Origin of the sequence: Coxiella endosymbiont of Amblyomma sculptum, assembly GCF_009883795.1 — a bacterium.
GTDB lineage: Bacteria > Pseudomonadota > Gammaproteobacteria > Coxiellales > Coxiellaceae > Coxiella.
This window is the reverse complement of the sequence record NZ_CP033868.1, coordinates 240,358-264,118: the sequence shown is the minus strand read 5'-3', so window position 1 is coordinate 264,118 and position 23,761 is coordinate 240,358. Positions and strand designations below refer to the sequence as shown.

Genomic DNA, 23,761 nt, shown 5'->3' with positions numbered 1-23,761 from the left:
TATATAGAAGTAAAAGAGTCGCAATACAAAATCTCTTATAGCCATACGCAAATAAATAAGCGGATGTCTAACTCAGAGCTGTTCTTCCGGCAATTATTCTTGGTAGTCCCGACAGGTCTTTGTAATTTCTAATCTTCTGGTATCCAGCATGTTTCATAAGGGAAAAAAGTCTTTTAGATTGATCAAATCCATGTTCCAGTAATAACCATCCTCCAAATTTAAGATATTCTGGGGTTTCTTTAACAATAGTCCTAATTTTTGAGATTCCGTCTGGACCGCCGGACAGCGCTTCCCATGGTTCGTATTTTAATTTCTGAAAATGTCGATCTTTGTCAGAAATATAGGGAGGATTTCCTACAATTGCATGATAATTACGTTTGGGTAAGGCTTTACACCATTCCCCTAAATAAAAATTGATATTTTTCATCTTATAGCGCTCAGCATTAGTTTTAGCTATTCTTAGGGCTTTCGACGAATTATCAACAGCGTCAATTCTCCAGAGCGGACATTCATAGGCAAGAGCTAAAGCAATCGCACCTGATCCTGTTCCTAAATCAGCAAGTCGAATATTTTCACTTTTTGGAAAAAGATTTAATACACTCTCTACAAGCAGTTCTGTTTCTGGACGAGGGATAAACACATCTGGATTTACAGTTAATCTTAAAGACCAAAATTCTTTTGTACCTAAAATATAAGCGATAGGCTCTCCAGAAATTCGACGTTCTACATATCGCATTATTCGCTCTTGTTGCTTTTTGGTTAACACCATGTTCGAACAAACAAATAATTCAGTACGTGATTTTTTTAGCGCTGCGCCTATCAATATTTGAGCGTCTAGATTTTCAGTTTCTGAAAATCCCATTAGTTTTTGCGTTACTCTATTGATCATCTCTTTGATTAAGATCATTCTCTTTACTAATCACTACGTATTCTCTTCATCAATTGCCTAGTGCAGATAACTGTTCTACTTGAAATTCTCGAATTAAAGGGTCCACGATGAAATCCAAATTTCCTTCTATAATCGCATCGAGTTGATACAAAGTTAAATTAATTCGATGATCAGTAACTCGACCTTTCGGGAAATTATAGGTACGAATTCTTGCAGAACGGTCACCGCTTCCAACAAGCAATCTACGTTTTATGGCTTGTTCTCGCATTTTCTTTGATCTTTCCGCAATTAATAATTTTGAATGCAACAGAGACATTGCTCGAGCTCTGTTTTTGTGTTGCGATCGCTCATCTTGACATTCGACCACCATGCCAGTAGGAATGTGTGTAATGCGAATCGCTGAATCTGTCCGATTTACATGCTGTCCACCGGCACCAGAAGCACGGAAAGTATCAATACGCAACTCGGTTGGAAGAATCTTGATCTCATCAATTACCTCTGCCTCAGGCATTATTGCTACTGTACAAGCAGAAGTATGTATACGTCCTTGCGATTCTGTTGTTGGTATTCGTTGTACCCGATGCACTCCAGATTCAAATTTCAATTGAGAATACACTCTTTCTCCAACAATACGCGCAATCACTTCTTTAAATCCACCATACTCTCCTTCATGAGCAGAAACTATAGTCATACACCACCCTTTCTTTTCCGCATAGCGCGCATACATTCGAAATAAATCACCCGCAAAAACCGCCGCTTCATTACCTCCCGTTCCTATACGAATTTCAAGAAAAATATTTTTCTCATCGTTAGGATCTTTTGGAATTAAGAGAATTTTCAATTGGTTTTTTAATATATTCTTTCTAGCGGTCAGCTGTTTTAATTCTTCTTCAATCAATTCTTTAAATTCACAGTCTTCCTCTGCATTCATCTCTTGAACTGACTTAATGGTTGCATCATTTTTCTCATAAGATTGAAAACATCTTACAACCGGTTCTATTTGTATATATTCTTTTCCTAATTCTCGATACCGGTCTTTGTTGTCTATTATACGAGGGTCACTTAGTAGTGTAGCGATTTCACTGTAACGAAGACTTAGATTTTTCAACTTTTCAACAAGAGAAATTTTCATCGTTATAAACCCTATTGTTCTTTTTATAGATTTTACCCGCCCGATCCAATACTTGTATTTTAAAAACGACTAAATATTCGCTTTATCTCGATAAGATCTACAACAAAAGTTGTTGTTGTCTAATTTCTAGAAACATTCAAAACTTTCCGCACAATCAGCTACAAAATTTCCAAAACTACAATGAAAAATCTTCTTTCCGTGGAATCATATTTATAAACCAATCAAGAAACTTTTCGTTTACGTTCCACAACGATTCCAACACCGTCAGTGTCATCAAACACTGATAATTTCGTAACACACAATTGTATCCAATGCACTGTAGTAAATTGAGAAAAAAGAAAATCAACACACCGATTTGCTAAAGTTTCAACCAAATCGAACCGTCGATCACTAAAGAATTTAATTATTTTTCTTCGAACCATTGCATAATCGACGGTAAAGTTAAGGTCATCTGAGAAACAGGCCAATTTACTATCAATACCCAAAAAAACATCGAGAGCAATTATCTGTGGTGACGCTTTTTCATGCGGTAAAACACCTAATTGAGCAGATATTTTAAGGTTACGAATAAAAAGTTTATCCACCGGACTGTTTTTCCCGAATCTCTTCAAAAGTTTTACAGTCGATACATTTACTCGCCGTAGGACGTGCTTCTAAACGAAGAATTCCAATTTCTGCAGCGCAATCTTCACAATATCCATACGATCCTTCTTCAATTAAGTCTAAAGACTGCTCAATTTTTTTAATAAGTTTCCGTTCGCGATCACGAGCGCGTAGTTCCAAACTGAATCCCTCCTCCTGACTAGCGCAATCTATTGGATCTGCACATAAATTAGCTTCTTCTTTTAAATGAACTACTGTAGAATCAACTTCTTCCATAAGTTGTTTTTTCCATTGGAGCAGAATTCTATGAAAACGATTTATTTGTTCTTTATTCATATATTCTTCACTTTTTTTCATTTTATCAAAGTAAATCATAGAGGAAACTTACGAAAGAGACTCCTTGCTTGAGTAAATTATTACTGCCACTTATCAAAAAACCCAAAACACTTCAAATTTCTCCAAACTTCATATTGCGGGTTCTATAACAAACCAAAGAACGCGCAAAGATTTTATTCACATTGACCATTCTCCATGAAAAATGATATCGGCTGAACCCACCATAATTGTTTGAGTTAAGGGACCTTGCCAACTAATGAAAAGACTCCCACCGGGTTGTTTAACAACAACTTGTTCCCCGAGTAAACCTGAACATCGACCTACCGCTACTGCCGCGCAAGCGTTACTGCCACAAGATAAAGTTTCTCCAGATCCACGTTCGTATACACGTAGAAGAATTTTTTTCGGATCGATAATTTGCATGAACCCTACATTCGTACCTTCGGGAAAACGCTTGTGAGTACTCAATTGGGCACCAAGTCTAAGGACTGGAAACGTATTTAACACATCCGTTAGAACTATCGCATGCGGGTTTCCAACGTTAACTACACCCAATCTTATTTTTTGGTTGTCAACTTCTATATGATAGAAGCTACTAATTCTATGCGCAATAAAGGGAATATCGCTTGGATTAAATCTCGGAACTCCCATTTTGACAGAAATTTTCTTGTCGAATTGAATTTTAAGTTCCAAAGTATCTTTCAAAGTAGAAATTCGAAATTTGCGTTTCACAATTTTTTTAGCATAAAGATAACGGGCAATACAACAAGCACCGTTTCCACATTGACTTACTTCACTTCCATCAGAGTTGAAAATACGAAAATGAAAATCTGTAGCCCAAACTTTTGGAGATTCAATGACCAACAGCTGATCAAAACCAATTCCCAAATGGCGGTCTGCCATTTTTTGAATCTGAGATGTTGTCATTTCGAAATGCTGTTTCGTAGCGTCAATCACTACGAAATCATTACCCGATCCATGCATCTTTGTAAAACTAATGATTTTCATCATATCAAAAACTTTACGAGAACTTTGTTTAGTAAAACAGATTTGTTTTGAGTGATCAAGGACAGATACACAAACCGAAAAAGAGATTAAACCAAAGTTTGCGAAAAACCTCTCAATTTAAATTTTTTACAAATCCTTGTTGCTATCATTAAAAAACTTTATTAGTTTGTAATTTCTTTCGACAAAGAAAAAGATTCTAAGATCTACAAACGACTAAAGAGTAAAAGCGTAAGAGGATTTTTTTGTCATCTAATGATAATATTACATTGTGATGAATAATGCTGTAGAACATGTCACAATACCTCCAATCAAAAAAGCTGTAGGTAGCGTGATTTGGCTACACGGTCTAGGGTCTAATGGTTACGATTTTTCCAACATTATACCTCAATTAGTCTTACCAAAAGATTTGCATCTTCGTTTTATACTGCCCCACGCACCAATGAGACCAGTAACAATAAACTCCGGAGTGCAGATGCGCGCTTGGTATGATATTTACAGCCTTATCGACTTTACACAAGAAGATGAAGATGGCATAGCGCAGGCCCAAAGGTCTGTTAATCAACTGATTGAAGAAGAAATTTCCCAAGGTATTCCAAGTTGTCGTATTGTTCTTGCAGGATTTTCTCAAGGAGGTGCTGTAGCCCTTTATACTGGACTTCAGTATAGAAATCCGCTTGCAGGAATTGTAGCTCTATCAACTTACCTTCCTCTCGCAAATCGAATAATGAAGAAAAAAAATATAACGCTCCACAAAAAAACTCCTATTTTCATGGCCCACGGCAATTCAGATCTTATCTTGCCGTCTTCTGTAGGAGAGAAAACTTTCCAAATTTTGAGTCAGATAGGCCATTTTGTGGAATGGCACGACTATACAATGGGGCATCAAGTATGCCATAAGGAAATTGAAGAAATTGGAAAATGGTTATCTACTGTTTTTTCCATTGCCTCATCCAATGCTCTTTCGAAATTCGTGTAAATCTTTTCTTCTGAAAAGAGAAGTCTAGTTTTTTCTAATTTTTTGCGGGAGTTTTTCTTTATGAGAATCACATACATCTTTTTATATTCTACAATTCCGACATTACAGCAAAATGAAAATTATTTCCTTCGGTAAATGTCGTAACGAAGACGTACAAGCAATTGCTATTTTCAAATCACTATTCTCCTCTTTCGGAAAATCTATAAATTGTTCGAGATTATAAGAAAATTTACTAAAACTTCCCATCGAGGCAACAGCTGTGTCTTAAGGATTTCTGGATATTGCAACTTATAACCATATTCTCGATGATCAAAGGAGAATCAGAATTTCCATAAAAAACTCTCTTGTAGCTAAGGAAACCTCTCTGTTGTTAGATAAAGACATACCATCAATCTCTTCGAGACCAATATTGTGATAAACCTTTACAAATATCTGTCTCGGAATAAGAAAACAAACAACAGGCAAGAATTTTACCTCGCATACTTAGAAAATCGGTCCTAAACAAACGAATGATCCGGGAAGAAATTTATAGTATTTTAGTTTGTAGCTTTCTCGTTTTTCCCCACTACAATTTCTTTCTCTACAAGAATTGCCGAAATAAGGTATCAATAAATTAATATACAGCAGGAAACGCAATCCTTTTTCAACGAACGTGCGTTGTTTGATTTTAAATGATCGTCCGAAATCATTATTGATTTATGACGTGATCACATTGGCAGTTCAATCCTATTTGACAGCTTGAATTCCTACTGTGATTTTCTATCAAACTCTTTATCCAAATTTTTCATCTAATTTCACAGATTTTCGATCCAAAAAAATCAAAAACTCTATTAGTCTAAAATCTCATTACTCATGTGTCTGATTGAAAAACAACATATTCTTCCCTCTAAAAATTGTTACTTATCGTACAACTTCTATTTCTCGTCCGTTATCGGAGAAACTCTATTGAATCGACAATCTTCTCTATTATAAACTCGCACACGTGAATTCTGATGTTCTCATAGTATGATTTCTCTATACTGCCATTTGAGTATATTGCATGCAATTAAGAGAGTAGCTTTACAATCCTACCAATCAAACATTGTCGATACACAATATGGTTTTATTTACAAAACTAACACCGGCGAATGGGAAGAAGGTATTGACTCAATCAATAATCTCCTTGAGAATATCTAAAAAAGCACCTTTCTACCTCTTTTAATTTTGGTTTATAAAAAAATTTAGAAGATTTTGGAATCTTCCTCTAATAGAGGAAAAAAGAGATTTTTCTTTCCATGCGAAGTACTATAGAAAAAACAGTTTTGAGAAGAATTTCTCAATTTATTGTAATGTCGCTTCTTATGATCAATAGTACCGTCGGTACAGCGCAATCTTTCTCTCATAAGCCGGGTATTTCCACTGTACGAGAAAGATTACTTGATCAAATCGTCGCGGTAATCAATAATGAAGTCATTACACAAAGTGAATTCAATCGCGCTCTAGCAAGTGCAAAACAACAATTCATTCAACACCACATCCCTATACCTAATGAAAAAATCTTTCGAAAACAAACAATGGATCAACTGATTTATCAGAAATTGCAATTGCAGTTAGCCAAAACGGTCAAGATTAGAGTCAGCAGTAAGGAAGTAAATACAGTTATTGCCAATATGGCATCCCAAAATCAATTGTCCCAATCGACTCTCAAAAAGAAAGTTTTCCAGAAAAATATATCTTATCAAGAGTTTCGTAATCAAATAAAAGAGCAATTGCTTATTGCCAAACTAGAACGACAAATGGTGGCAAACAACATCGTTCTTAACAAAGAAGATGCTGTTTCTGCCCAAAGGAAATACCAAAAAACTACTACTCCCATTTGTTACCACATAGCTGAAATATTGATTGCAATACCCGAAAATCCTACTCAAAATCAAATTAATTACGCAAAGGATAAAGCTTATTCAATATTAAAAAAACTTAATGGGGGATTAAATTTTGAATCTGAGATGTCTGTCTATTCTGGAACCGACTTCGGATGGCGATTGATTAATGATCTTCCCAAACTCTTTATAAATTCCATTAAAAAAATGAAATCTAATGATATCACCGGTCCGATAAAGGCTCCCAATGGGTTTCATCTTATCAAACTTCTCGGAAAGAAAACTCAAAATATAATTAACGATCAAAAAATTCAGCAAGTTGCTTATCAGAAAAAATTTGCGAAAGCACTACAACAATGGCTAAGACAATTGCGTTGCTTGTCTTATATCTGTATCTGTATTCATTTCTAATGAAAAACCCTATTGTTATCACACCAGGGGAACCTGCAGGAATCGGACCAGATATTGTGATAAAGATGGTCCAACGAAAACTTCCAATATCTTTTGTTGTTGTTGCCGATCGCACTTTATTAATAAAAAGAGCAAAAGCACTTGGTCTTAGGATTCCCGATAATGTAGAGATACACCACGTTCCGCTGCAAGAGCTTTCCATAATGGGAAAACCGAATCCTAAAAATTCAGAATATGTTTTAGAAACACTGCAAGTTGCTGCTGATGGTTGTTTAATTAAAGCTTTCAAAGCTCTGGTGACAGGCCCGGTAAGCAAAACAGTTATAAACGATGCGGGTATTCCTTTTACTGGACATACAGAATGGCTAGCTACACATGCAAATGTGACAAACACTGTAATGCTCTTCGTAGCGGATGATTTAAAAGTAGCATTGTATACGACACACGTTCCTTTGTCTCAGGTCCCCGCTTTAGTTAACAAATCATCTTTAGAAAAATGTATTCGCCTTTTGCATTCAGGTTTGAAAAAATATTTCTTAATTGAAACGCCAATCATTGCTTTATGTGGGCTAAATCCTCATGCGGGGGAGCAAGGACTCCTAGGAAAAGAAGAATTATCAACGATAATCCCTGTTATGGATTTACTTAATCGAGAGGGTTTTTCTCTTACAGGTCCATTTTCATCCGATACCGCATTTACACCCCTAGCAATTAGAAGTTGTGATGCCATTTTGGCAATGTATCACGATCAAGGATTAACACCAATTAAAGCTTTAAATTTTAATCATATAGTAAACATGACACTAGGATTGCCCTACATACGCACTTCTGTAGATCACGGGACGGCGTTCAATCTTGCAGGAACTGGTGTAGCTAATGAAACAAGCCTAATTAGAGCAATCGAACTGGCACAAAAGATTTCATGAATAGGCCTAGTTCACCACGAAAACGTTTTGGTCAACACTTTCTTAAAGATTGCACTGTCTTACAGAAAATCATTAAAGACGTACATCCTAAAAAAACCGATGTGATAGTAGAAATTGGCCCCGGTCAGGGAGCATTAACTGGTTTTCTAATAAACAGGTGTATCAAATTAATTCTGATAGAAATCGATCGAGATCTCGTAGCTCTTTTGCAGAAACAGTATTCTTCTCAAAATTTAGTGATTTACCAATCAGATGTATTGAAATTTAGTTTTTCCTCCTTAGAACATATGCATGCACCACTGCGTATCGTTGGAAATTTACCTTATAACATCTCGATTCCCCTACTTTTTCGCTTATTTGCTCATATTGAATGCATTAAAGATATGCATTTTATGCTCCAAAAGGAGGTTGCATTACGATTGATCGCTTCAGTAGGCAACACAAATTACGGTCGTTTAAGCGTTATGACTCAGTTTTTTTGCGACGGTACTTTATTGTTTAGCGTTCCTCCTAGCGCTTTCTTTCCCCCGCCCAAAATAGAATCAGCTTTCATTCGATTGATTCCACGAAAAATGAACACTACAATCTTAAAAAATTTAAATTTCTTTAACGTTCTTGTTAAAGAAGCATTCACTTATCGTCGCAAGACAATTTCTAACGCGTTGAAAAAAATAGTATCTATCAAAAAATGGGATGCAATTGATGTTAATCCGCAAGCACGCCCTCAAGAATTAGGAAGGGAAGATTTTATGAAAATTAGTACTGCTATAAAACAATTGTAAATTTTATCAACACTAAAAATTTTTGGACTTTCCTTAATATTGCAAAAAGAATTTGTTGTTTTCTTTACGCTACCAAACTGATCACACATTTTTCTTCATGTTTTGCGTCAAATTTTATCACGTACTGTTTTGTGTTCTAAAAAATCATTGTTTCCTGTACGCACTTTATTGTATAATTGCGGCGCAATGCCTGTCGAGTTGTGGGTTATTTTTAAGTCCAAATACTTTCAATTGAGCAAAAAATGAACGAGTGAGTACATATATTATTGGAGACGTTCATGGGTGTTTTCGCGAATTAAAAGCGTTGTTGAATGTGATTCGGTTTGATCCCTCTCAAGATCGGTTGGGTTTTGTAGGGGATCTCGTTAATCGAGGTCCTAATTCCCTTGAGGTGTTGCGGTTTGTCAAATCTCTTGATACACCATTGGTAGTCCTTGGTAATCATGATTTGTTTCTGCTAATTTTGGGCTATGGACTTCTTTCAGAAAATTCTTATAAGCATACTTTACATGATATTCTGGAAACTCCAGATAAAATAGAGCTTTTAGAATGGTTGCAGTGTTTTCCTCTACTTCATTACGAAAAAAAAAATCGCGTGCTCTTGGTACATGCTGGATTACCTCCACAATGGTCTATAGCAGACAGTCTTCAATATTCTAGAGAAGTATCGTCCGCTTTACAGGGAATATATTTTAAGGATTTTCTCAAAAGCTTGTTTGGAAACGAACCCTCTCAATGGAGTAATAGTCTTGTGGGACAAGATCGTCTTCGGTACATTACTAATGTGTTTACACGTATGCGTTTTTGTGACGAAAAAGGGGGAGTTGTATTGAAAAAAATTGAAATAACGAATACGAAAAATACGAGAAAATATCTTCAGCCTTGGTTCAATTGGAACTGGAAACAGTCTGACAGAAGACAAATCGACATCTTTTTTGGCCACTGGTCCGCACTCAATGGAAAGTGCAATACTCCCAATTGTTATGCATTGGATACGGGGTGTTCGTGGGGTCATCAACTTACCGCGTTAGAACTCGAGACCAAACAAAGATTTGTTGTCTCTTGTCGTTCTTCTTGTTCTGTATCGCATTTCCCTTGCTCGAATATATGAGAATCATACATATAGATGTTTCGTTATTTAGAGATACGAATTTTTTTAAGAAAAGAAAGAGAAATGCTTCCATTACCGATACTGTATTTTTGTATACATGTTGCTCGGTAATTCTTCAATCAATAATCAATTTTCTTATAAATTTTCTTATAATAGAAATGAAGTTTTTAAAGATGCAGTTGAAAACTATATAAGACGCTGTTTGTTTTATTTTCTTTTTAATTCTAAAAAACTAAAGCGGAAATTATTGTCTTTATTTGACATATGGTCTTCTCTGGAAGAGACAAACCATTCTTTATCATTCCAAATAGGAAAATAAGTATCCCCCTCAAAATCGTATTCAATAATTGTTAAGACCATTCTACGCGCTTTCGGTAAAGCTTCTTTAAAAAGTTCTCCTCCTCCGATAACCATAATTTCAGATTTTCCCGATAGAGCGTCCAGGGCTTCATCGAAGGAATGGAAAACAACACACCCTCTAATGAGGGTACTTTCTTTCCGGGTAATCACAACATTATTGCGAAAAGGCATTGGTTTACCAATACTTTCAAAGGTCTTACGACCCATAACTATTGAATGTCTCAAAGTAACTGATTTGAAGTGATTCAAATCAGCGGGCAGATGCCATGGCAGACGATTTCGATAGCCAATAGCACGATTTCTATCCATAGCGGCGACAAGAGTGACGATTGTTTTACATGTATTCATTGTTCAAAAGCGTTTTTGCTTTACCCATTACCTAAAGCACAAATCTTTCGTGTACAAAAAACTCGAGGAGTTTTTCAGTTAAAGAAAAGATTCAATCTAAAGACTTTTTCCGACGTAGAATACCGTCTTCTTTCTATATTCTCAATTTTAGAACATTAAAAAGTTTCACTATAAGAAAAACAAGAAAAATAATCCCATCTGACTTCTAAAAAATAGTCAAATTTCCAAAATTCCTCTAAAATGGATTGTACCCTCAAGAGAAACAAAGAATAGGAGAAAACCTCAAAAGAAAAAATTTCTCCGATTGACCAAAATTTATTTAAATTCACCATACAAAACTTACTAAATTGGCATAATGACTGTATTACAATTTGATATAATAAACTTTTTGTATCCTGCAAATTTTGCATGTACTTCAACCTAAAACAGTTTGTCCTGGATGCAATTCTTTCCAATAGGCATTGATAAAATCCCAAGCTATTTGGGTACGTTTTCCGGGAAACTGCAGCTGATGAATACGTAAAATCCCACCATCGCCGGTAGCCACATCCAATCCCTTACGATGTAATCGAATTATATTACCCGGTTCCAAAAGAGCTTTTTCCAAAAGAGCTTCTGCTTTCCAAATTCGGAGTGGTTGGTTCTTAAAATAAGTAAAAGCGATAGGATGTGGATTGAATGCACGTACTTGTCTTTCCAGATTGATAGCGGAATCATTCCAATCAATCTCAGCGTCCTTTTTTTGGATTTTAGGAGCATAAGTAACGCGGTTGGTGTTTTGTTTTATTATTCGAACGGTAGTTCCTGATTCAATTCTATCCAAGATATTCATTAACAATCTGGAACCAAGTGTTGCAAGACGTTTACAAAGAGTTCCGGTTGTATCTTCTTTTTTGATAAAAGTAGATTTCTGCGCCAGAATATCTCCTGCGTCCAATCTTTCGTCCATTTGTACGATAGTTATACCTGATTTTTGATCTCCCGATAAAATAGTGTGTTGAATAGGAGAAGCTCCCCGCCACCGAGGCAAAAGAGAAGCGTGGATATTAACACATCCAAATCGATAAGCAGATAGAATTTTATTAGGCAGAAATAATCCATAAGCCGCAACTATCATAATGTCGGCTTTCAAATTTCTTATTTCTCTCTCTTCTTCCTCTTTAAATAATATAGGTTGAAAAATGTTTATTTTTTGAGATGCAGCTAGAAAATCCCTAACAGGATTCTGTATCGTTCTTCGTCCACGACCTGCTGGTCGATCGGGTTGTGTACAAACGGCAACTATCCGATGCTTTCTGGATTCTATTAGCGCTTGAAGTATCGGTACAGAAAATAAAGACGTTCCAGCAAAGACGATATTAAGAGACACAACTATCCTACGGCCTTCTTTCCACAAAAAAGTGTATCATTTTTATCATTTCGATTTTTGATATAGATTTATCCATCATTTGTTTTCTTGTACAAAGGAAATTCTAACATATCCGAAAAATTAAACTGCAGTTGATTAGTATTTGTGTTATTTCGTTCATCATTTACCATTTTTCATCGCAATTAAGTCGATTTCTGTTTGATAATAAAAACCTTCCCGATTCTTCTTTTTAAGAAGACGCAAACATTGTACACTTAATTAAGAATACTTTTCCCATACTCATAAATTTCTTTCGAATAGGGTTGAAGGGGTAATGACGATACAATCTTTAGTAGTAGTCGAATCGCCTACTAAAGCCAAGACAATAGCCCAATATTTGGGTAAAGACTTCAGAGTAATGTCTTCTTATGGACATGTTCGCGATCTAATTCCTAAGAAAGGCGTAGATCCATCCAATAATTTTAAAATGTATTATCAAGAAATAGAACGAAACAGTTGCTATATGCAAGCTATCGAAAAAGTTTTACAACATTGTGAAAATTTTTTCATAGCCACAGATCCGGATCGTGAAGGTGAAGCGATCGCTTGGCACATAAAACAAGTATTGGATACTAAAAATGTTCTAAAAAACAAAAAATTTTCCCGAATTGCATTTCATCAAATTACCAAAGAAGCCATACAAAAAGCTATGAAAAGTCCGCGTGAAATCCTGATGGATTTAGTAAACGCACAACAAGCGCGACGTGCATTGGACTATTTGGTTGGTTTTAACTTGTCTCCGTTATTATGGTTAAAAATTCGACCAGGACTTTCTGCAGGTCGCGTACAAAGCCCTGCATTACGTATGATTGTAGAAAGAGAAATTGAAATTGAAAATTTCAAAAGTCAACAATATTGGACTCTACATGCGTATTTTCGGTTTCAGAAACAAAATTTTGATGCCCAATTAATTGAGTTCCAAAACAGAAAGATTAAGAAATTTTCTATAGTTCTAGAAAAAGAAATGCAAGATGTTTCCAGAAATATCGAAAAATCTTCCAATGGAAGACTTACAGTCAACAAGATCATCAAGAAAAAACGTAAACGCAGTCCTCCTCCGCCTTTCATCACTTCTACAATGCAGCAAGAATCTATACGAAAATTAGGATTTTCCGCTTCTAAGGCTATGAAAATCTCTCAAGAATTGTACGAAGGTATTGAAATTGAAAATGAAGGCGCAATAGGTCTCATTACTTATATTCGTACAGATTCCGTCACATTATCTCCGGAATCTATAGAAACAATTCGAGAATTTATTCGTAAAAAATATGGACAAAAAAATTTACCAAAAGAAGCACGTATCTATAAAAATCAATCTAAGAATGCTCAAGAAGCACATGAGGCTATTCGACCCACTTCAATTTTTCGACTTCCCGAAAATTTACAAAAATATCTAACAAACGACCAATTGAAATTATACGCCTTAATTTGGAAACGAACAGTTGCTTGCCAAATGATCGACACTATTTTATATACAATTGCTGTTGATCTGGTGGCGTCCGGCATTTGTTTTCGTTCCAGCCATTCCACTACGGCCGAATCAGGTTACATCACCGTTTATAGAGAAACTGACAGTAGTGAAGTATCAGACAGCGAAAGGAGATACAAAATATTGTCCTCTTTGAAAGAGAAACAAGCTGTTGCCATTAGTAGTTTTAAAAGTACACAACACTTTACCGAACCTACGTCTCGGTATACTGAAGCGAGTTTGATTAAGGAACTGGGAAAATATGATATTGGACGTCCTTCTACTTACACAAATATTATTTCTGTATTGAAAAATCGCAAGTATGTTGAAATGAGCGACAGAAAATACTTCGTTGCCACAGATATGGGCCGCGTTGTTAATCAATTTTTGACTCATTACTTCACCAAATATACAGACTATAAGTTCACAGCAAAATTAGAAGACGCATTGGATAGTATTTCTCGAGGAGAGAAATCTTGGACTTCAGTATTGGAAAACTTTTGGTTTCCTTTCAAAAACCTTGTTGATGTTGTTAACAGTACTGTTAAACGTAGCGATGTAGTAGAAGAAAAAATTGATAGAAAATGTCCTAAATGCGAATCCCAATTATCTATTCGACTAGGTAAACAGGGGCGTTTCATCGGATGCACTGCCTATCCTAGTTGTAGTTACACTCTCAATGTAGAGAATACTGCTGTAAGTTCTTCAAAACAACTCATCGAAAAAGATCGGCAATGTCCGGAATGCCAATCTAATCTTGTCATCAAAATCGGACGTTACGGAAAATTTATTGGTTGCTGCAATTATCCGAATTGTCGCTACATAGAATCGTTGGAAAAACCCAAAGATACAAAAATTATCTGTCCCAAATGCAACGAAGGTACTCTTTTACAACGAAAGTCTCGTCAAGGAAAAATGTTTTATTCATGTACCAAATATCCAAATTGCAACTATACAATTTGGAATGCGCCACTCTCTCAAGAGTGTCCTATATGCCATTGGCCTATCTTGTTGATAAAAAAAACGAAAACTCGAGGAGTAGAAGAAGTATGCGCCCAAAAAAATTGCAATTTTTCGAAACCTTATTTTGCAAAAAAGGAGAAATTTTTCGGATGAGTAAATCTTTTGTCGCTGTTCTAATAGGTTCTAACAACAATTTGCCGATTGCAAAAACAACTTTTACTGAATTAAAATCACTAAATATTTCTTTTGAAGCCCGTATTTGTTCTGCTCATCGAACTCCGGAAGCCACTAGAAATTTTGTTGAAAAAGCTGAGAAACGAGGATGCGCTGTCTTTGTTGCGATCGCTGGACTCGCCGCACACCTGGCAGGTACTGTAGCCTCGTATACCATCAGGCCTGTTATTGGAGTTCCTATAGCTACCGATAACTTGGGTGGACTAGATGCTCTTCTTTCTACTGTTCAAATGCCTGGAGGGGTTCCTGTCGCTTGTACTACTATCGGAAAAGCCGGAGCCAAAAACGCCGCTCTCTTGGCTGCACAAATTATTGCGATCGGAAATTCGACCATTTCCGAAAAATTGAGAGCGAAGAGAGCGGAAATCCAAAATCTTATAAAAAGCGCAGACGAAAAGCTTCAGGCTGCTTTGCATGTAGAAAAACACAAATGATAACAAGATCTGTTAAAGAAGCTGCCGAAGCTTTGAAAAGAGGAAAAGTAATTGCTTATCCCACTGAAGCCGTCTATGGTCTTGGATGCGATCCTTTTAATTTTTATTCTGTTACTCAATTGCTTCTCCTCAAAAACCGCTCAATCAAAAAGGGTTTTATTCTAATTGCTTCAGAGTGGAAGCAAGCAGAATTTCTGATTCGATCTTTAGATCCCAAAAGATTGTCTCGAGTTTTCAGCACATGGCCTGGTCCTACTACGTGGATTTTTCCTACAAAATCTACAGCACCGTATTGGATACACGGATGCCATACCACTATTGCTATTCGAATTACTGCTCATCCGCTATCCAGACTGCTTTGTTCCTATTTTGGAAAACCCATTATTTCAACTAGCGCCAATTTTGAAGGAAATTCACCCATACAGGATATAAAAACCTTAGAAGAAACGTTTGGTGATAAAATTGATGTCATTCTTAAAGGACCTCTTGGATCTTCCGCACGACCTACCGAAATTCGAGATGCTGTCACCGGAAAGATATTAAGAATCGGATAGTATTTTTTCTATATGAAAAGTTGGCTTTTCAAAACAGTCAAACGATATTATTTATAGTGAAAACATTTTCTTTCTGTGTCAATCCGATTTGTAGGAATACAACTCCGAATTTTCTTAATGAAACAAACGAAAGACAAGTTTTGTTGCATAAAAGACTTTTTCCTCGATAGAATATTGCAAGTCTCTGTAAAAGGAAATTGAATTGTCTTCTTATAGAAATAAGTTTCCTATGTTGTATACAACAAGAACAAACTTCACAAACAACTAACAAGATTCTAGCGAGAGTGGCGAAATGGTAGACGCGCTGGATTTAGGGTCCGGTAGGAAAATTCCTGTGAGAGTTCAAATCTCTCCTCTCGCATCCATATTGTCTGCCCTAATTTTAGAAACGTTAAAGAATCAGAAGTTAAAACAGAAATAGAAAATGAAAAGGTATCGTATACTAACCGGAAGTATTGGAATAACATCGACAATCACGGTGGAAAAAATCAAGAAAGTTTGTGTCTTTGAAAACAAAGCCACTAGAGCAAAAAACCAATTTTAAACTTGGCAAAAACTTCTTCTGAACTTATATAGAGATCGGAAAATTAAGGAATCGAAAAACTCAAACAAGTTGAACAACTGCTTTTGAAAATTCCATTTGTACAAGTAAGAACGTTTGCAGCGCGTACACTATTTGCCGAACAATTGAACGTTATAATGCAAAGCCAGATTTATTTAAACAACACTACAGACCAAGAAAAATGGATTTTCTTCATCTCTAAATCTGAACAGAACCATCTTCATTTTCGCAAGAAGAAGATGATTGTTCTCGCAATATCGTCGATTTTTCTTCCAAGCAAACATTGAAATTGAAGAACGACGAATGAATGTATCGTACAAAGAAACGCTCTAACAAGAACACAATAAAGAGGTCGTCTAATGAATGTCTTAATTCCAATGGTGATTGAACAGACTGCAAGAGGAGAACGTGCTTACGATATTTATTCGCGTCTCCTAAAAGATCGAATCGTTTTTCTGATCGGTCAAATTGAAGACTATATGGCCAATTTGGTTATTGCACAAATGCTCTTTTTAGAATCAGAAAATCCTTTGAAAGAAATTAATCTTTACATAAATTCTCCAGGAGGATCTGTAAGTTCAACAATGGCAATTTATGACACTATACAGTTTGTGAAATGTGACGTACGTACTTTGTGCTTCGGTCAAGCAGCCAGCGCTGCTGCTTTACTTCTTGCGGCAGGTTCTTGTGGTAAGAGACAATGCCTACCGCATTCTACGATGATGATTCACCAAGTTCTTGGAGAGTATCAAGGACAAGGAACTGATATTCAAATCCACGCCAACCAAACGAAGCGAGTAAGCAATCAGTTAACGGAAATTTTGGCGAGACACACAGGAAAAAGCTTTAAAACAATTGAAAAGGATACCAATCGCGATTATTTTTTGACTCCAAAAGAAGCTCTAGAGTACGGTTTAATTGATTCGATAATTACGGAGGAACGAGAAGGAACACAACTCTAAACATTGAAATAAGTAGTTTTGATCCCCATGTCAGAATGGGGTAGCGAGGCCATGTATGGGTGAAGAAGAGAAATCGAAAATTTTATATTGTTCATTTTGTGGAAAGAGTCAGCACCAAGTTCGAAAATTGATTGCGGGTCCAGGTGTTTTTGTGTGTAACGAATGTATAGATTTATGCAACGATATTCTTCGTGAGGAAGAAATTGTCCAATCTGTCGATATACAAAAAAAACCTCCAACTCCGGAAGAAATTGATCGATTGCTAGACGAGCATATTGTCGGACAGGATTTTGCCAAGAAGGTATTATCTGTGGCTGTATATAACCACTACAAACGATTAGGACTACACGATAGTGTTTATGATGGTGTCGAAATCGACAAAAGCAATATTCTTTTAATCGGTCCAACAGGTTCTGGAAAGACTCTTCTAGCCCAAACACTAGCGAAGATATTAGATGTTCCTTTTGCTATTGCGGATGCCACTACATTAACCGAAGCGGGGTATGTTGGTGAGGATGTGGAAAACATTGTCCAAAAACTATTGCAGAAATGCAGTTACGATATTGAAAAAGCAAAAACCGGAATTATCTATATTGACGAAATCGATAAAATTGCCCGAAAGGCAGACAGTCCATCGTTGACTCGCGACGTTTCTGGCGAAGGAGTACAGCAAGCCTTACTAAAATTAATCGAAGGCACAGTCGCTTCAATTCCTCCTCAAGGAGGACGAAAACATCCACAACAAGAGTATCTACAAGTAGATACGTCCAATATTTTGTTTATCTGTGGAGGGGCGTTTTCCGACTTGCATAAAATTATTCAATATCGTATAGGAAAAAGCAGTATCGGTTTTTCTGCAGAGATACGTATAAATGACGCTTTTACAAACGTTTCAAAATTGATTAAACAAACAGAACCGGAAGATTTAATTAAGTTCGGTTTGATCCCAGAATTTGTTGGACGATTACCCGTCATCGCTACTTTGGAGGAATTGGATGAAAACGCTTTGGTGCGTATTTTAACGGAACCGAAAAATGCCCTAGCCAAGCAATATCGTAAATTGTTTGAACTAGAAGGTGTAGAAATTTCTTTTCAGGAAGATGCTTTGAGGCAAATTGCCAAGAAGGCAATTCAAAGAAAGGTAGGAGCGCGAGGTTTGCGCTCTATTGTAGAACACACGTTATTAGATTTGATGTATGAGCTTCCAACTGTCTCTGACTTAAAAAAGGTGGTGATCGATGCGGCTGTTGTCAATCAAACGGCACCACCGTCTTTTATTTATAGCGGTAGTAAAGAAGGTGGTGTTTCTTCTGTAGGATAGAGCTTCATAATATTGAGAGTCACCGGACGAATAGATAGAATAGAATATTCAGAGAGATTTAAGAAAAAATAAAACAAGAACATCGTAGATACATAGTATGGCAGAAACAATACGAGAGAAATTAGAATTAGAAATAGAAATGCCGGTCTTGCCTTTGCGAGATGTGGTAGTGTTTCCGCATATGGTGATTCCTTTGTTTGTAGGACGGTCTGAATCGGTTGGATCGTTGGAGATGGCTATGTCATCGCAAGATAGCAGAAAGGTTTTTCTTATCGCACAGAAAGATGCTAACAATGATTCCCCTGAACAAAAAGATCTTTACGAAATTGGAACGATTGCTTCCGTATTGCAAATGTTGCGATTGCCGGATGGCACAGTTAAGGTGCTAGTGGAGGGATTAGCAAGAGCAAAATTGATTCGTCTGGAAAAAAGAGAAAAATATCTACAAGCGGAGATTCAGTTCTTAAAAGAAGAGGAAGTGGCACAAGGAGACAAAATGGAAGTACAAGTATTGGTTCGTGCCGTACTCAGCCAATTTGAGCAGTTAATAAAAATAAATAAAAAAATTCCTCAAGAGCTTTTGCCTTCCTTAATAAACATCAATGATCCAGGGCGTCTAGCCGACAGTATCGCGGCTCATATGACCATTAAATTGGATTCTCGGCAAAAGATCCTCACCATCCTCTCTATTAAAGAACGATTGGAAATTTTACAAAAAGTTTTGGCTCAAGAAGTAGATCTAGTTGAAATGGAAAAACGAGTACAAGGTCGAGTACATCAGCAAGTGGAAAAAAGTCAGCGGCAATATTACTTAAGCGAAAAGATAAAAGCCATTCAACAAGAATTGGGCGAATTAGAAGAAGGCGGACCTATTGATGAACAACACCAATTGCTTGAAAAAATTAAAAAAGCCGGTATGTCTCTAGAAGCTAGAGACAAAGCATTATCCGAATTAAACAAATTAAAAATGATGCCACCAATGTCAGCAGAAGCGACAGTTAGTCGAAACTATTTAGATTGGTTAATCCAAGTTCCTTGGAGAAAACGCGCCAGAATTAGTAAAGATTTACGACTTGCCGAAGAAATTTTAGAAACGGATCACTATGGATTAAAAGAAGTTAAGGAACGAATTCTGGAATACTTAGCCGTACAACAGCGTGTGCGAAAACTGAAGGGGGCTATTTTATGCTTAGTAGGACCTCCTGGAGTAGGAAAAACTTCTTTGGGTCAATCAATCGCAAATGCAACAGGTCGCAAATTTGTTCGAATTTCTTTAGGAGGTATTCGAGACGAAGCCGAAATCCGAGGCCACCGCAGGACGTACATTGGCGCACTTCCCGGAAAGATTATTCAAAAGATGGCAAAATCTGGCGTTCACAATCCACTTTTTATGTTAGATGAAGTTGATAAGATGGCGGCGGATTTCAGGGGAGATCCTGCTGCAGCTCTTTTAGAAGTTTTGGATCCCGAACAAAATCATGCATTCAGCGATCATTATCTGGAGGTAGACTACGATCTCTCCGATGTAATGTTCATTGCCACTGCAAATTCTCTTAACATTCCATTGCCGTTACTGGATAGAATGGAAGTTATTCGTTTGGCAGGTTATACAGAAAAAGAGAAATTAAATATAGCCAGGCGTTATTTAATTCCGCGTCAGATTAAATTAACGGGATTAAGGGGAAAAGAGATGCTCATTTCTGAAGACGCGACTTACGAAATTATTCGTTATTATACAAGAGAAGCTGGAGTGCGAGCTCTGGAAAGAGAAATTGCAAAATTGTGTCGAAAAGTTGTTAAAGTAATTTTAACAGTACAAAAAATATCTAAGAAGAAAAATTTGAGAAAACGACGCCGAATAACTGTCCGAAATTTGGAAAAGTATTTAGGTGTGAAGCGCTATCGATTCGAGTCGGCCGAGGAAAAAGACCAAATTGGACAAGTGACAGGTTTGGCTTGGACAGAGTTTGGAGGTGAACTTTTGACAATCGAAGCTCAAGTGATGCCTGGAAAAGGTAAATTCTTGCACACTGGTCGTTTAGGTAGCGTCATGCAAGAGTCAATTCATGCAGCCACTACAGTTGTACGAAGCCGATCTACAAGGTTAGGTATTCCAGATGACTATTTTCAAACACATGATTTTCACATTCATGTTCCTCAAGGAGCTACACCAAAAGATGGTCCAAGCGCTGGTATTGGAATGTGTATAGCCCTTGTTTCGGCGATTACGAGAATCCCTGTACGAGCTGATATTGCTATGACAGGCGAAATCACTTTGCGCGGTGGAGTACTTCCAATTGGAGGTCTAAAAGAAAAGTTATTGGCCGCACTAAGAGGAAACATAAAATGCGTGATTCTTCCGGAAGACAACAAACGAGATTTGAAAGAGATTCCAACGACTGTTACTCATGGTCTGAAAGTCCATCCTGTAAAATGGATCGATCAGGTATTTGCATTGGCGTTGATTCACACACCAGAAGAAACTTCTTTCGAAACGTCTACACTGGCAACATCAGATAAAACGCCAAAAGAAAATCGTCGCACACGAACACACTGATTGTATGGCGGTTTATTTCTGCAAAAAAACTCAGAAAAAACTACAGTCCGACCTTTTGCTTCTCTTAGATTACGCAAGGAAGAGAGTAGATCAAGTCGAAATTAGCGTAAACATAAACAGAGGCTTTTCGGTAGGAGTTCGTTTGGGAAGGGTAGAGACTATTGAGCATCACCAAGAAAACTCTCTGAATATCACAGTTTATCATCAACAGCATGTGGGTAGCGCAAGCATTTCCGATTTATCTCTTACAAAAATGAAGTTTGCTTTCGATAAGGCTTGTGTCATTTCTCAATTTACTCAAGCAGATCGTTGCACCGGATTAGAAGATTCAAGAGAAATGGCTATGAACTACCCCAATCTAAGACTTGCTCATCCATGGTTATCTTCTCCCGAAGAAGCAATCAATCTTGCTGTAAAGTGCGAAACAGCCGCGCGGAAGTATGACTTTCGAATTAAAAATTCTGACGGTGTTGTAGTAAATACATATAATTCTTTTAGAATCTATACCAATTCCCATGAGTTCTTAGGTTATTACCCTTCTACAATTCACAGCATAAGTTGTAGTTTAGTTGCTGAACAATACGGTCAGATGCAACGCGATTACGACTACACGATAGCGCGTAATCCCGATAAATTGTTACCTATTAATGTTCTCGCTCAACGTGTGGCAGAAAAAACAATTCACCGATTGGGAGCCAAAAAAATAAGAACGCGTTGCTGTCCTATTATTTTTCATGCACCGATCGCAAAAGGGCTATTAAAGTTATTTGTTTCCTCCATTCAAGGCAGAAACATATATCGTAAGACTTCTTTTTTATGCGATCATCTAAATCGAAAAATTTTTCCTGAGTTTAGTTCTGTTTACCAAGAACCACATTTGTTGGAAGAATTTGGTAGCATGCCTTTCGATCGTATAGGTGTTAAGACGAAAAAAATGAATTTTGTGCAGAATGGAGTATTAATGCACTATGTTTTAGATACGTACTCTGCAAGAAAATTAGGAATGAAAACAACAGGAAACTCAGGTGGTGTTTTTAATTTATTCATAACTACCGGTAATAAGAGTTTGGGCGATTTGTTTGCAGAAATGCAAACAGGACTTTTTGTCACTGAATTGATGAATCAAGGTGTTGATAATTTATTAACAGGCAATTATTCGAGAGGCGCTTTTGGTTATTGGATTGAAAACGGAATGATTCAACATCCAGTTGAAGAGATTGTAATTTCAGGAAATTTGCGAGAAATGTTCGAAAATATCCAAGCGGTGGCTAACGATGTCGATCATCGTGGCAATATAAAAACCGGATCGATATTAATAGAACAAATGACAATTGCGGGAAAATAGCTACAAAGTAGAAATCTTGCAATTTTAGGATTGTCTCTCTCCCGAATTTTGTGGTGGTTATGTAATAAATTTGGAAAACGAATCTCGTAAAGTTGATTCTATAACGTTCGCTATTTAGAACGCAACTAGCAATAACAATGGAATAGACCGCGAAGAACAACAATTATTTACTCTTCCTCACCGAATCGATTTCTAATCAAATCTTCGATTGCCCCCATAGCTTCTCTTTCGTCCTCCCCTGTGACAATAAGCTCAATTTCGGAACCACAATTGACAGCAAGAACCATAAGACACATGAGACTTTTAGCATTGACTACACGATTGTTATAATGCACTAAAATTGTGCTTTGATAACAAGACGCTACGTTAGTAAGTTTTATGGCTGCCCGAGCGTGTAGACCCAATTTATTAATAATTTTTGTTTTTTTTTTGAGAACCATAAAAATTGTTTCTTTTAACACTTCATTTTTAAATTTTGGTTGCGTATAAGCATTTCTATCAGAAGGGGCAAATTTCCTCTTCGACGGGAGATAGGAAACATAATACTAGGCACTGTAGTGTCTAGTATTTTTTCTTTTTGAGAAATAGGATTGAAAAGGTCTGCAATCACACGATTCTTCTCGTGTTTGATCAGTTTAATTATTAGGCTAATTCCATATTGTGAAACAATGGAATTTGGTCCAAAGAACTTTGGTACATGGATTATTCCGATACCTGAAATTAAAATATACCCGTAGGAAATAGAAGGACAACTACCGATTAATTGGTTATCCTTATAAGTAATATCCACTACATCATCACAAACCATTTGATGTCCGCGATCTAACAAAGAAAGAGTCAATTCGCTTTTTCCAATAGAAGGATTACCCATAATTAAAACACCTAATTTTTTAACAACAACAAAATTAGCGTGTAGAGCGGTACGATCACTATATTTGTATTCTAAATTTTTCATTTGCTCAACTCTTCTTGTATCGTACAAAATTGTTGTTTTTTATAAAACTTATAAATCTATTTTATAGGCTTTGACAATCCGTTTTTACCATATACGATGTGGGGGTGCATTTCGATAAATGCATACCAAGAATTCACAAAAAAGGTCAATTTACGTTCTTGTAGGTTATATGTGTCTTCCAGAATAAATTGGAACACACTATGAGCGACCATTCAATATTTTTTTAGTTTAAAAGAAAATAACACAAGAGAAATTCT

Annotated in this window: 21 protein-coding genes and 1 tRNA gene; 13 read left to right on the top strand and 9 right to left on the bottom strand. The window is 36.6% G+C overall.

Annotation, left to right across the window (positions count from 1 at the left end):
- Positions 1 to 67: 67 nt before the first annotated feature.
- The 5 genes from prmC to dapF all read right to left on the bottom strand — a co-directional run bounded on the left by prmC (position 68) and on the right by dapF (position 3,968).
- Positions 68 to 907 carry a peptide chain release factor N(5)-glutamine methyltransferase gene (gene prmC, locus EGQ50_RS01215; RefSeq protein ID WP_159747858.1) on the bottom strand — a complete coding sequence of 280 codons (840 nt, stop codon included), beginning with the start codon at positions 905 to 907 and terminating at the stop codon, positions 68 to 70.
- Positions 908 to 938: 31 nt separating this feature from the next.
- On the bottom strand, positions 939 to 2,021 hold the full coding sequence (gene prfA, locus EGQ50_RS01210) for a peptide chain release factor 1 (protein WP_159747856.1): 1,083 nt from the start codon (positions 2,019 to 2,021) through the stop codon (positions 939 to 941).
- A gap of 221 nt (positions 2,022 to 2,242) precedes the next feature.
- Entirely contained in the window at positions 2,243 to 2,605 is a 363-nt protein-coding gene (folB, locus tag EGQ50_RS01205; protein ID WP_159747854.1) for a dihydroneopterin aldolase, read from the bottom strand.
- Positions 2,598 to 2,999 (bottom strand): RNA polymerase-binding protein DksA, encoded by a 402-nt coding sequence (gene dksA, locus EGQ50_RS01200; RefSeq protein ID WP_159747852.1) that lies wholly within the window; start codon positions 2,997 to 2,999, stop codon positions 2,598 to 2,600. The genes folB and dksA overlap by 8 nt, the downstream gene beginning before the upstream one ends.
- 138 nt (positions 3,000 to 3,137) lie before the next feature.
- Positions 3,138 to 3,968, bottom strand: a complete 831-nt coding sequence (gene dapF, locus EGQ50_RS01195; protein ID WP_159748445.1) for a diaminopimelate epimerase — start codon at positions 3,966 to 3,968, stop codon at positions 3,138 to 3,140.
- Between the two features lie 271 nt (positions 3,969 to 4,239).
- On the opposite strand from dapF, the gene EGQ50_RS01190 reads away from it, so the two are divergent.
- The 5 genes from EGQ50_RS01190 to EGQ50_RS01170 all read left to right on the top strand — a co-directional run bounded on the left by EGQ50_RS01190 (position 4,240) and on the right by EGQ50_RS01170 (position 10,033).
- A complete protein-coding gene (locus EGQ50_RS01190) occupies positions 4,240 to 4,944 on the top strand; it encodes an alpha/beta hydrolase (protein WP_159747850.1) in 705 nt (234 codons plus the stop codon).
- A gap of 1,274 nt (positions 4,945 to 6,218) precedes the next feature.
- Positions 6,219 to 7,214 (top strand): SurA N-terminal domain-containing protein, encoded by a 996-nt coding sequence (locus tag EGQ50_RS01185; protein WP_159747848.1) that lies wholly within the window; start codon positions 6,219 to 6,221, stop codon positions 7,212 to 7,214.
- Positions 7,214 to 8,140: a 4-hydroxythreonine-4-phosphate dehydrogenase PdxA gene (pdxA, locus tag EGQ50_RS01180; protein WP_159747846.1), complete on the top strand. Its 927-nt coding sequence runs from the start codon at positions 7,214 to 7,216 to the stop codon at positions 8,138 to 8,140. Before EGQ50_RS01185 ends, pdxA begins: the two co-directional genes overlap by 1 nt.
- A complete protein-coding gene (gene rsmA, locus EGQ50_RS01175; protein ID WP_159747844.1) occupies positions 8,137 to 8,922 on the top strand; it encodes a 16S rRNA (adenine(1518)-N(6)/adenine(1519)-N(6))-dimethyltransferase RsmA in 786 nt (261 codons plus the stop codon). Before pdxA ends, rsmA begins: the two co-directional genes overlap by 4 nt.
- Before the next feature lie 250 nt (positions 8,923 to 9,172).
- Positions 9,173 to 10,033, top strand: coding sequence for a symmetrical bis(5'-nucleosyl)-tetraphosphatase (locus EGQ50_RS01170; RefSeq protein WP_159747842.1), 861 nt, complete (start codon positions 9,173 to 9,175; stop codon positions 10,031 to 10,033).
- A gap of 207 nt (positions 10,034 to 10,240) precedes the next feature.
- Here EGQ50_RS01170 and EGQ50_RS01165 read toward each other — a convergent pair whose 3' ends face one another.
- Positions 10,241 to 10,741, bottom strand: a complete 501-nt coding sequence (locus tag EGQ50_RS01165; protein WP_159747840.1) for a dihydrofolate reductase — start codon at positions 10,739 to 10,741, stop codon at positions 10,241 to 10,243.
- A gap of 415 nt (positions 10,742 to 11,156) precedes the next feature.
- Positions 11,157 to 12,110, bottom strand: coding sequence for a methionyl-tRNA formyltransferase (gene fmt, locus EGQ50_RS01160; RefSeq protein ID WP_159747838.1), 954 nt, complete (start codon positions 12,108 to 12,110; stop codon positions 11,157 to 11,159).
- 313 nt (positions 12,111 to 12,423) lie between these two features.
- On the opposite strand from fmt, the gene topA reads away from it, so the two are divergent.
- From topA to pmbA, 8 genes are all read left to right on the top strand, one after another.
- The gene (gene topA / locus EGQ50_RS01155) at positions 12,424 to 14,733 is read left to right on the top strand and encodes a type I DNA topoisomerase (RefSeq protein ID WP_159747836.1); all 2,310 of its coding nucleotides are present in this window, start codon (positions 12,424 to 12,426) and stop codon (positions 14,731 to 14,733) included.
- Positions 14,730 to 15,248 (top strand): 5-(carboxyamino)imidazole ribonucleotide mutase, encoded by a 519-nt coding sequence (gene purE, locus EGQ50_RS01150; RefSeq protein WP_159747834.1) that lies wholly within the window; start codon positions 14,730 to 14,732, stop codon positions 15,246 to 15,248. The genes topA and purE overlap by 4 nt, the downstream gene beginning before the upstream one ends.
- A complete protein-coding gene (gene tsaC / locus EGQ50_RS01145; protein WP_159747832.1) occupies positions 15,245 to 15,802 on the top strand; it encodes an L-threonylcarbamoyladenylate synthase type 1 TsaC in 558 nt (185 codons plus the stop codon). Before purE ends, tsaC begins: the two co-directional genes overlap by 4 nt.
- A gap of 278 nt (positions 15,803 to 16,080) precedes the next feature.
- Positions 16,081 to 16,163: transfer RNA gene (locus EGQ50_RS01140), tRNA-Leu, on the top strand.
- A 560-nt stretch (positions 16,164 to 16,723) separates the two neighbouring features.
- A complete protein-coding gene (locus tag EGQ50_RS01135; protein WP_159747830.1) occupies positions 16,724 to 17,326 on the top strand; it encodes an ATP-dependent Clp protease proteolytic subunit in 603 nt (200 codons plus the stop codon).
- A gap of 55 nt (positions 17,327 to 17,381) precedes the next feature.
- The gene (gene clpX / locus EGQ50_RS01130) at positions 17,382 to 18,647 is read left to right on the top strand and encodes an ATP-dependent Clp protease ATP-binding subunit ClpX (protein WP_159747828.1); all 1,266 of its coding nucleotides are present in this window, start codon (positions 17,382 to 17,384) and stop codon (positions 18,645 to 18,647) included.
- A 97-nt stretch (positions 18,648 to 18,744) separates the two neighbouring features.
- Positions 18,745 to 21,204, top strand: coding sequence for an endopeptidase La (lon, locus tag EGQ50_RS01125; protein ID WP_159747826.1), 2,460 nt, complete (start codon positions 18,745 to 18,747; stop codon positions 21,202 to 21,204).
- A gap of 4 nt (positions 21,205 to 21,208) precedes the next feature.
- Positions 21,209 to 22,549, top strand: a complete 1,341-nt coding sequence (pmbA, locus tag EGQ50_RS01120) for a metalloprotease PmbA (RefSeq protein ID WP_159747824.1) — start codon at positions 21,209 to 21,211, stop codon at positions 22,547 to 22,549.
- A 167-nt stretch (positions 22,550 to 22,716) separates the two neighbouring features.
- Here pmbA and EGQ50_RS01115 read toward each other — a convergent pair whose 3' ends face one another.
- Positions 22,717 to 22,989 carry an HPr family phosphocarrier protein gene (locus tag EGQ50_RS01115; protein WP_159747822.1) on the bottom strand — a complete coding sequence of 91 codons (273 nt, stop codon included), beginning with the start codon at positions 22,987 to 22,989 and terminating at the stop codon, positions 22,717 to 22,719.
- Between the two features lie 14 nt (positions 22,990 to 23,003).
- Positions 23,004 to 23,504 (bottom strand): HPr kinase/phosphatase C-terminal domain-containing protein, encoded by a 501-nt coding sequence (locus EGQ50_RS01110; protein WP_159747820.1) that lies wholly within the window; start codon positions 23,502 to 23,504, stop codon positions 23,004 to 23,006.
- Positions 23,505 to 23,761: the final 257 nt, after the last annotated feature.

What these genes read in the sequence shown, in the direction of transcription:
- prmC (WP_159747858.1), bottom strand. Translation starts at nt 907, where the DNA reads ATGATCTTAATCAAAGAGATGATCAATAGAGTAACGCAAAAACTAATG.
- prfA (WP_159747856.1), bottom strand. Translation starts at nt 2,021, where the DNA reads ATGAAAATTTCTCTTGTTGAAAAGTTGAAAAATCTAAGTCTTCGTTAC.
- dksA (WP_159747852.1), bottom strand. Translation starts at nt 2,999, where the DNA reads ATGATTTACTTTGATAAAATGAAAAAAAGTGAAGAATATATGAATAAA.
- dapF (WP_159748445.1), bottom strand. Translation starts at nt 3,968, where the DNA reads ATGAAAATCATTAGTTTTACAAAGATGCATGGATCGGGTAATGATTTC.
- EGQ50_RS01190 (WP_159747850.1), top strand. Translation starts at nt 4,240, where the DNA reads ATGAATAATGCTGTAGAACATGTCACAATACCTCCAATCAAAAAAGCT.
- EGQ50_RS01185 (WP_159747848.1), top strand. Translation starts at nt 6,219, where the DNA reads ATGCGAAGTACTATAGAAAAAACAGTTTTGAGAAGAATTTCTCAATTT.
- pdxA (WP_159747846.1), top strand. Translation starts at nt 7,214, where the DNA reads ATGAAAAACCCTATTGTTATCACACCAGGGGAACCTGCAGGAATCGGA.
- rsmA (WP_159747844.1), top strand. Translation starts at nt 8,137, where the DNA reads ATGAATAGGCCTAGTTCACCACGAAAACGTTTTGGTCAACACTTTCTT.
- EGQ50_RS01165 (WP_159747840.1), bottom strand. Translation starts at nt 10,741, where the DNA reads ATGAATACATGTAAAACAATCGTCACTCTTGTCGCCGCTATGGATAGA.
- topA (WP_159747836.1), top strand. Translation starts at nt 12,424, where the DNA reads ATGACGATACAATCTTTAGTAGTAGTCGAATCGCCTACTAAAGCCAAG.
- purE (WP_159747834.1), top strand. Translation starts at nt 14,730, where the DNA reads ATGAGTAAATCTTTTGTCGCTGTTCTAATAGGTTCTAACAACAATTTG.
- tsaC (WP_159747832.1), top strand. Translation starts at nt 15,245, where the DNA reads ATGATAACAAGATCTGTTAAAGAAGCTGCCGAAGCTTTGAAAAGAGGA.
- EGQ50_RS01135 (WP_159747830.1), top strand. Translation starts at nt 16,724, where the DNA reads ATGAATGTCTTAATTCCAATGGTGATTGAACAGACTGCAAGAGGAGAA.
- clpX (WP_159747828.1), top strand. Translation starts at nt 17,382, where the DNA reads ATGGGTGAAGAAGAGAAATCGAAAATTTTATATTGTTCATTTTGTGGA.
- lon (WP_159747826.1), top strand. Translation starts at nt 18,745, where the DNA reads ATGGCAGAAACAATACGAGAGAAATTAGAATTAGAAATAGAAATGCCG.
- pmbA (WP_159747824.1), top strand. Translation starts at nt 21,209, where the DNA reads ATGGCGGTTTATTTCTGCAAAAAAACTCAGAAAAAACTACAGTCCGAC.
- EGQ50_RS01115 (WP_159747822.1), bottom strand. Translation starts at nt 22,989, where the DNA reads ATGGTTCTCAAAAAAAAAACAAAAATTATTAATAAATTGGGTCTACAC.
- EGQ50_RS01110 (WP_159747820.1), bottom strand. Translation starts at nt 23,504, where the DNA reads ATGAAAAATTTAGAATACAAATATAGTGATCGTACCGCTCTACACGCT.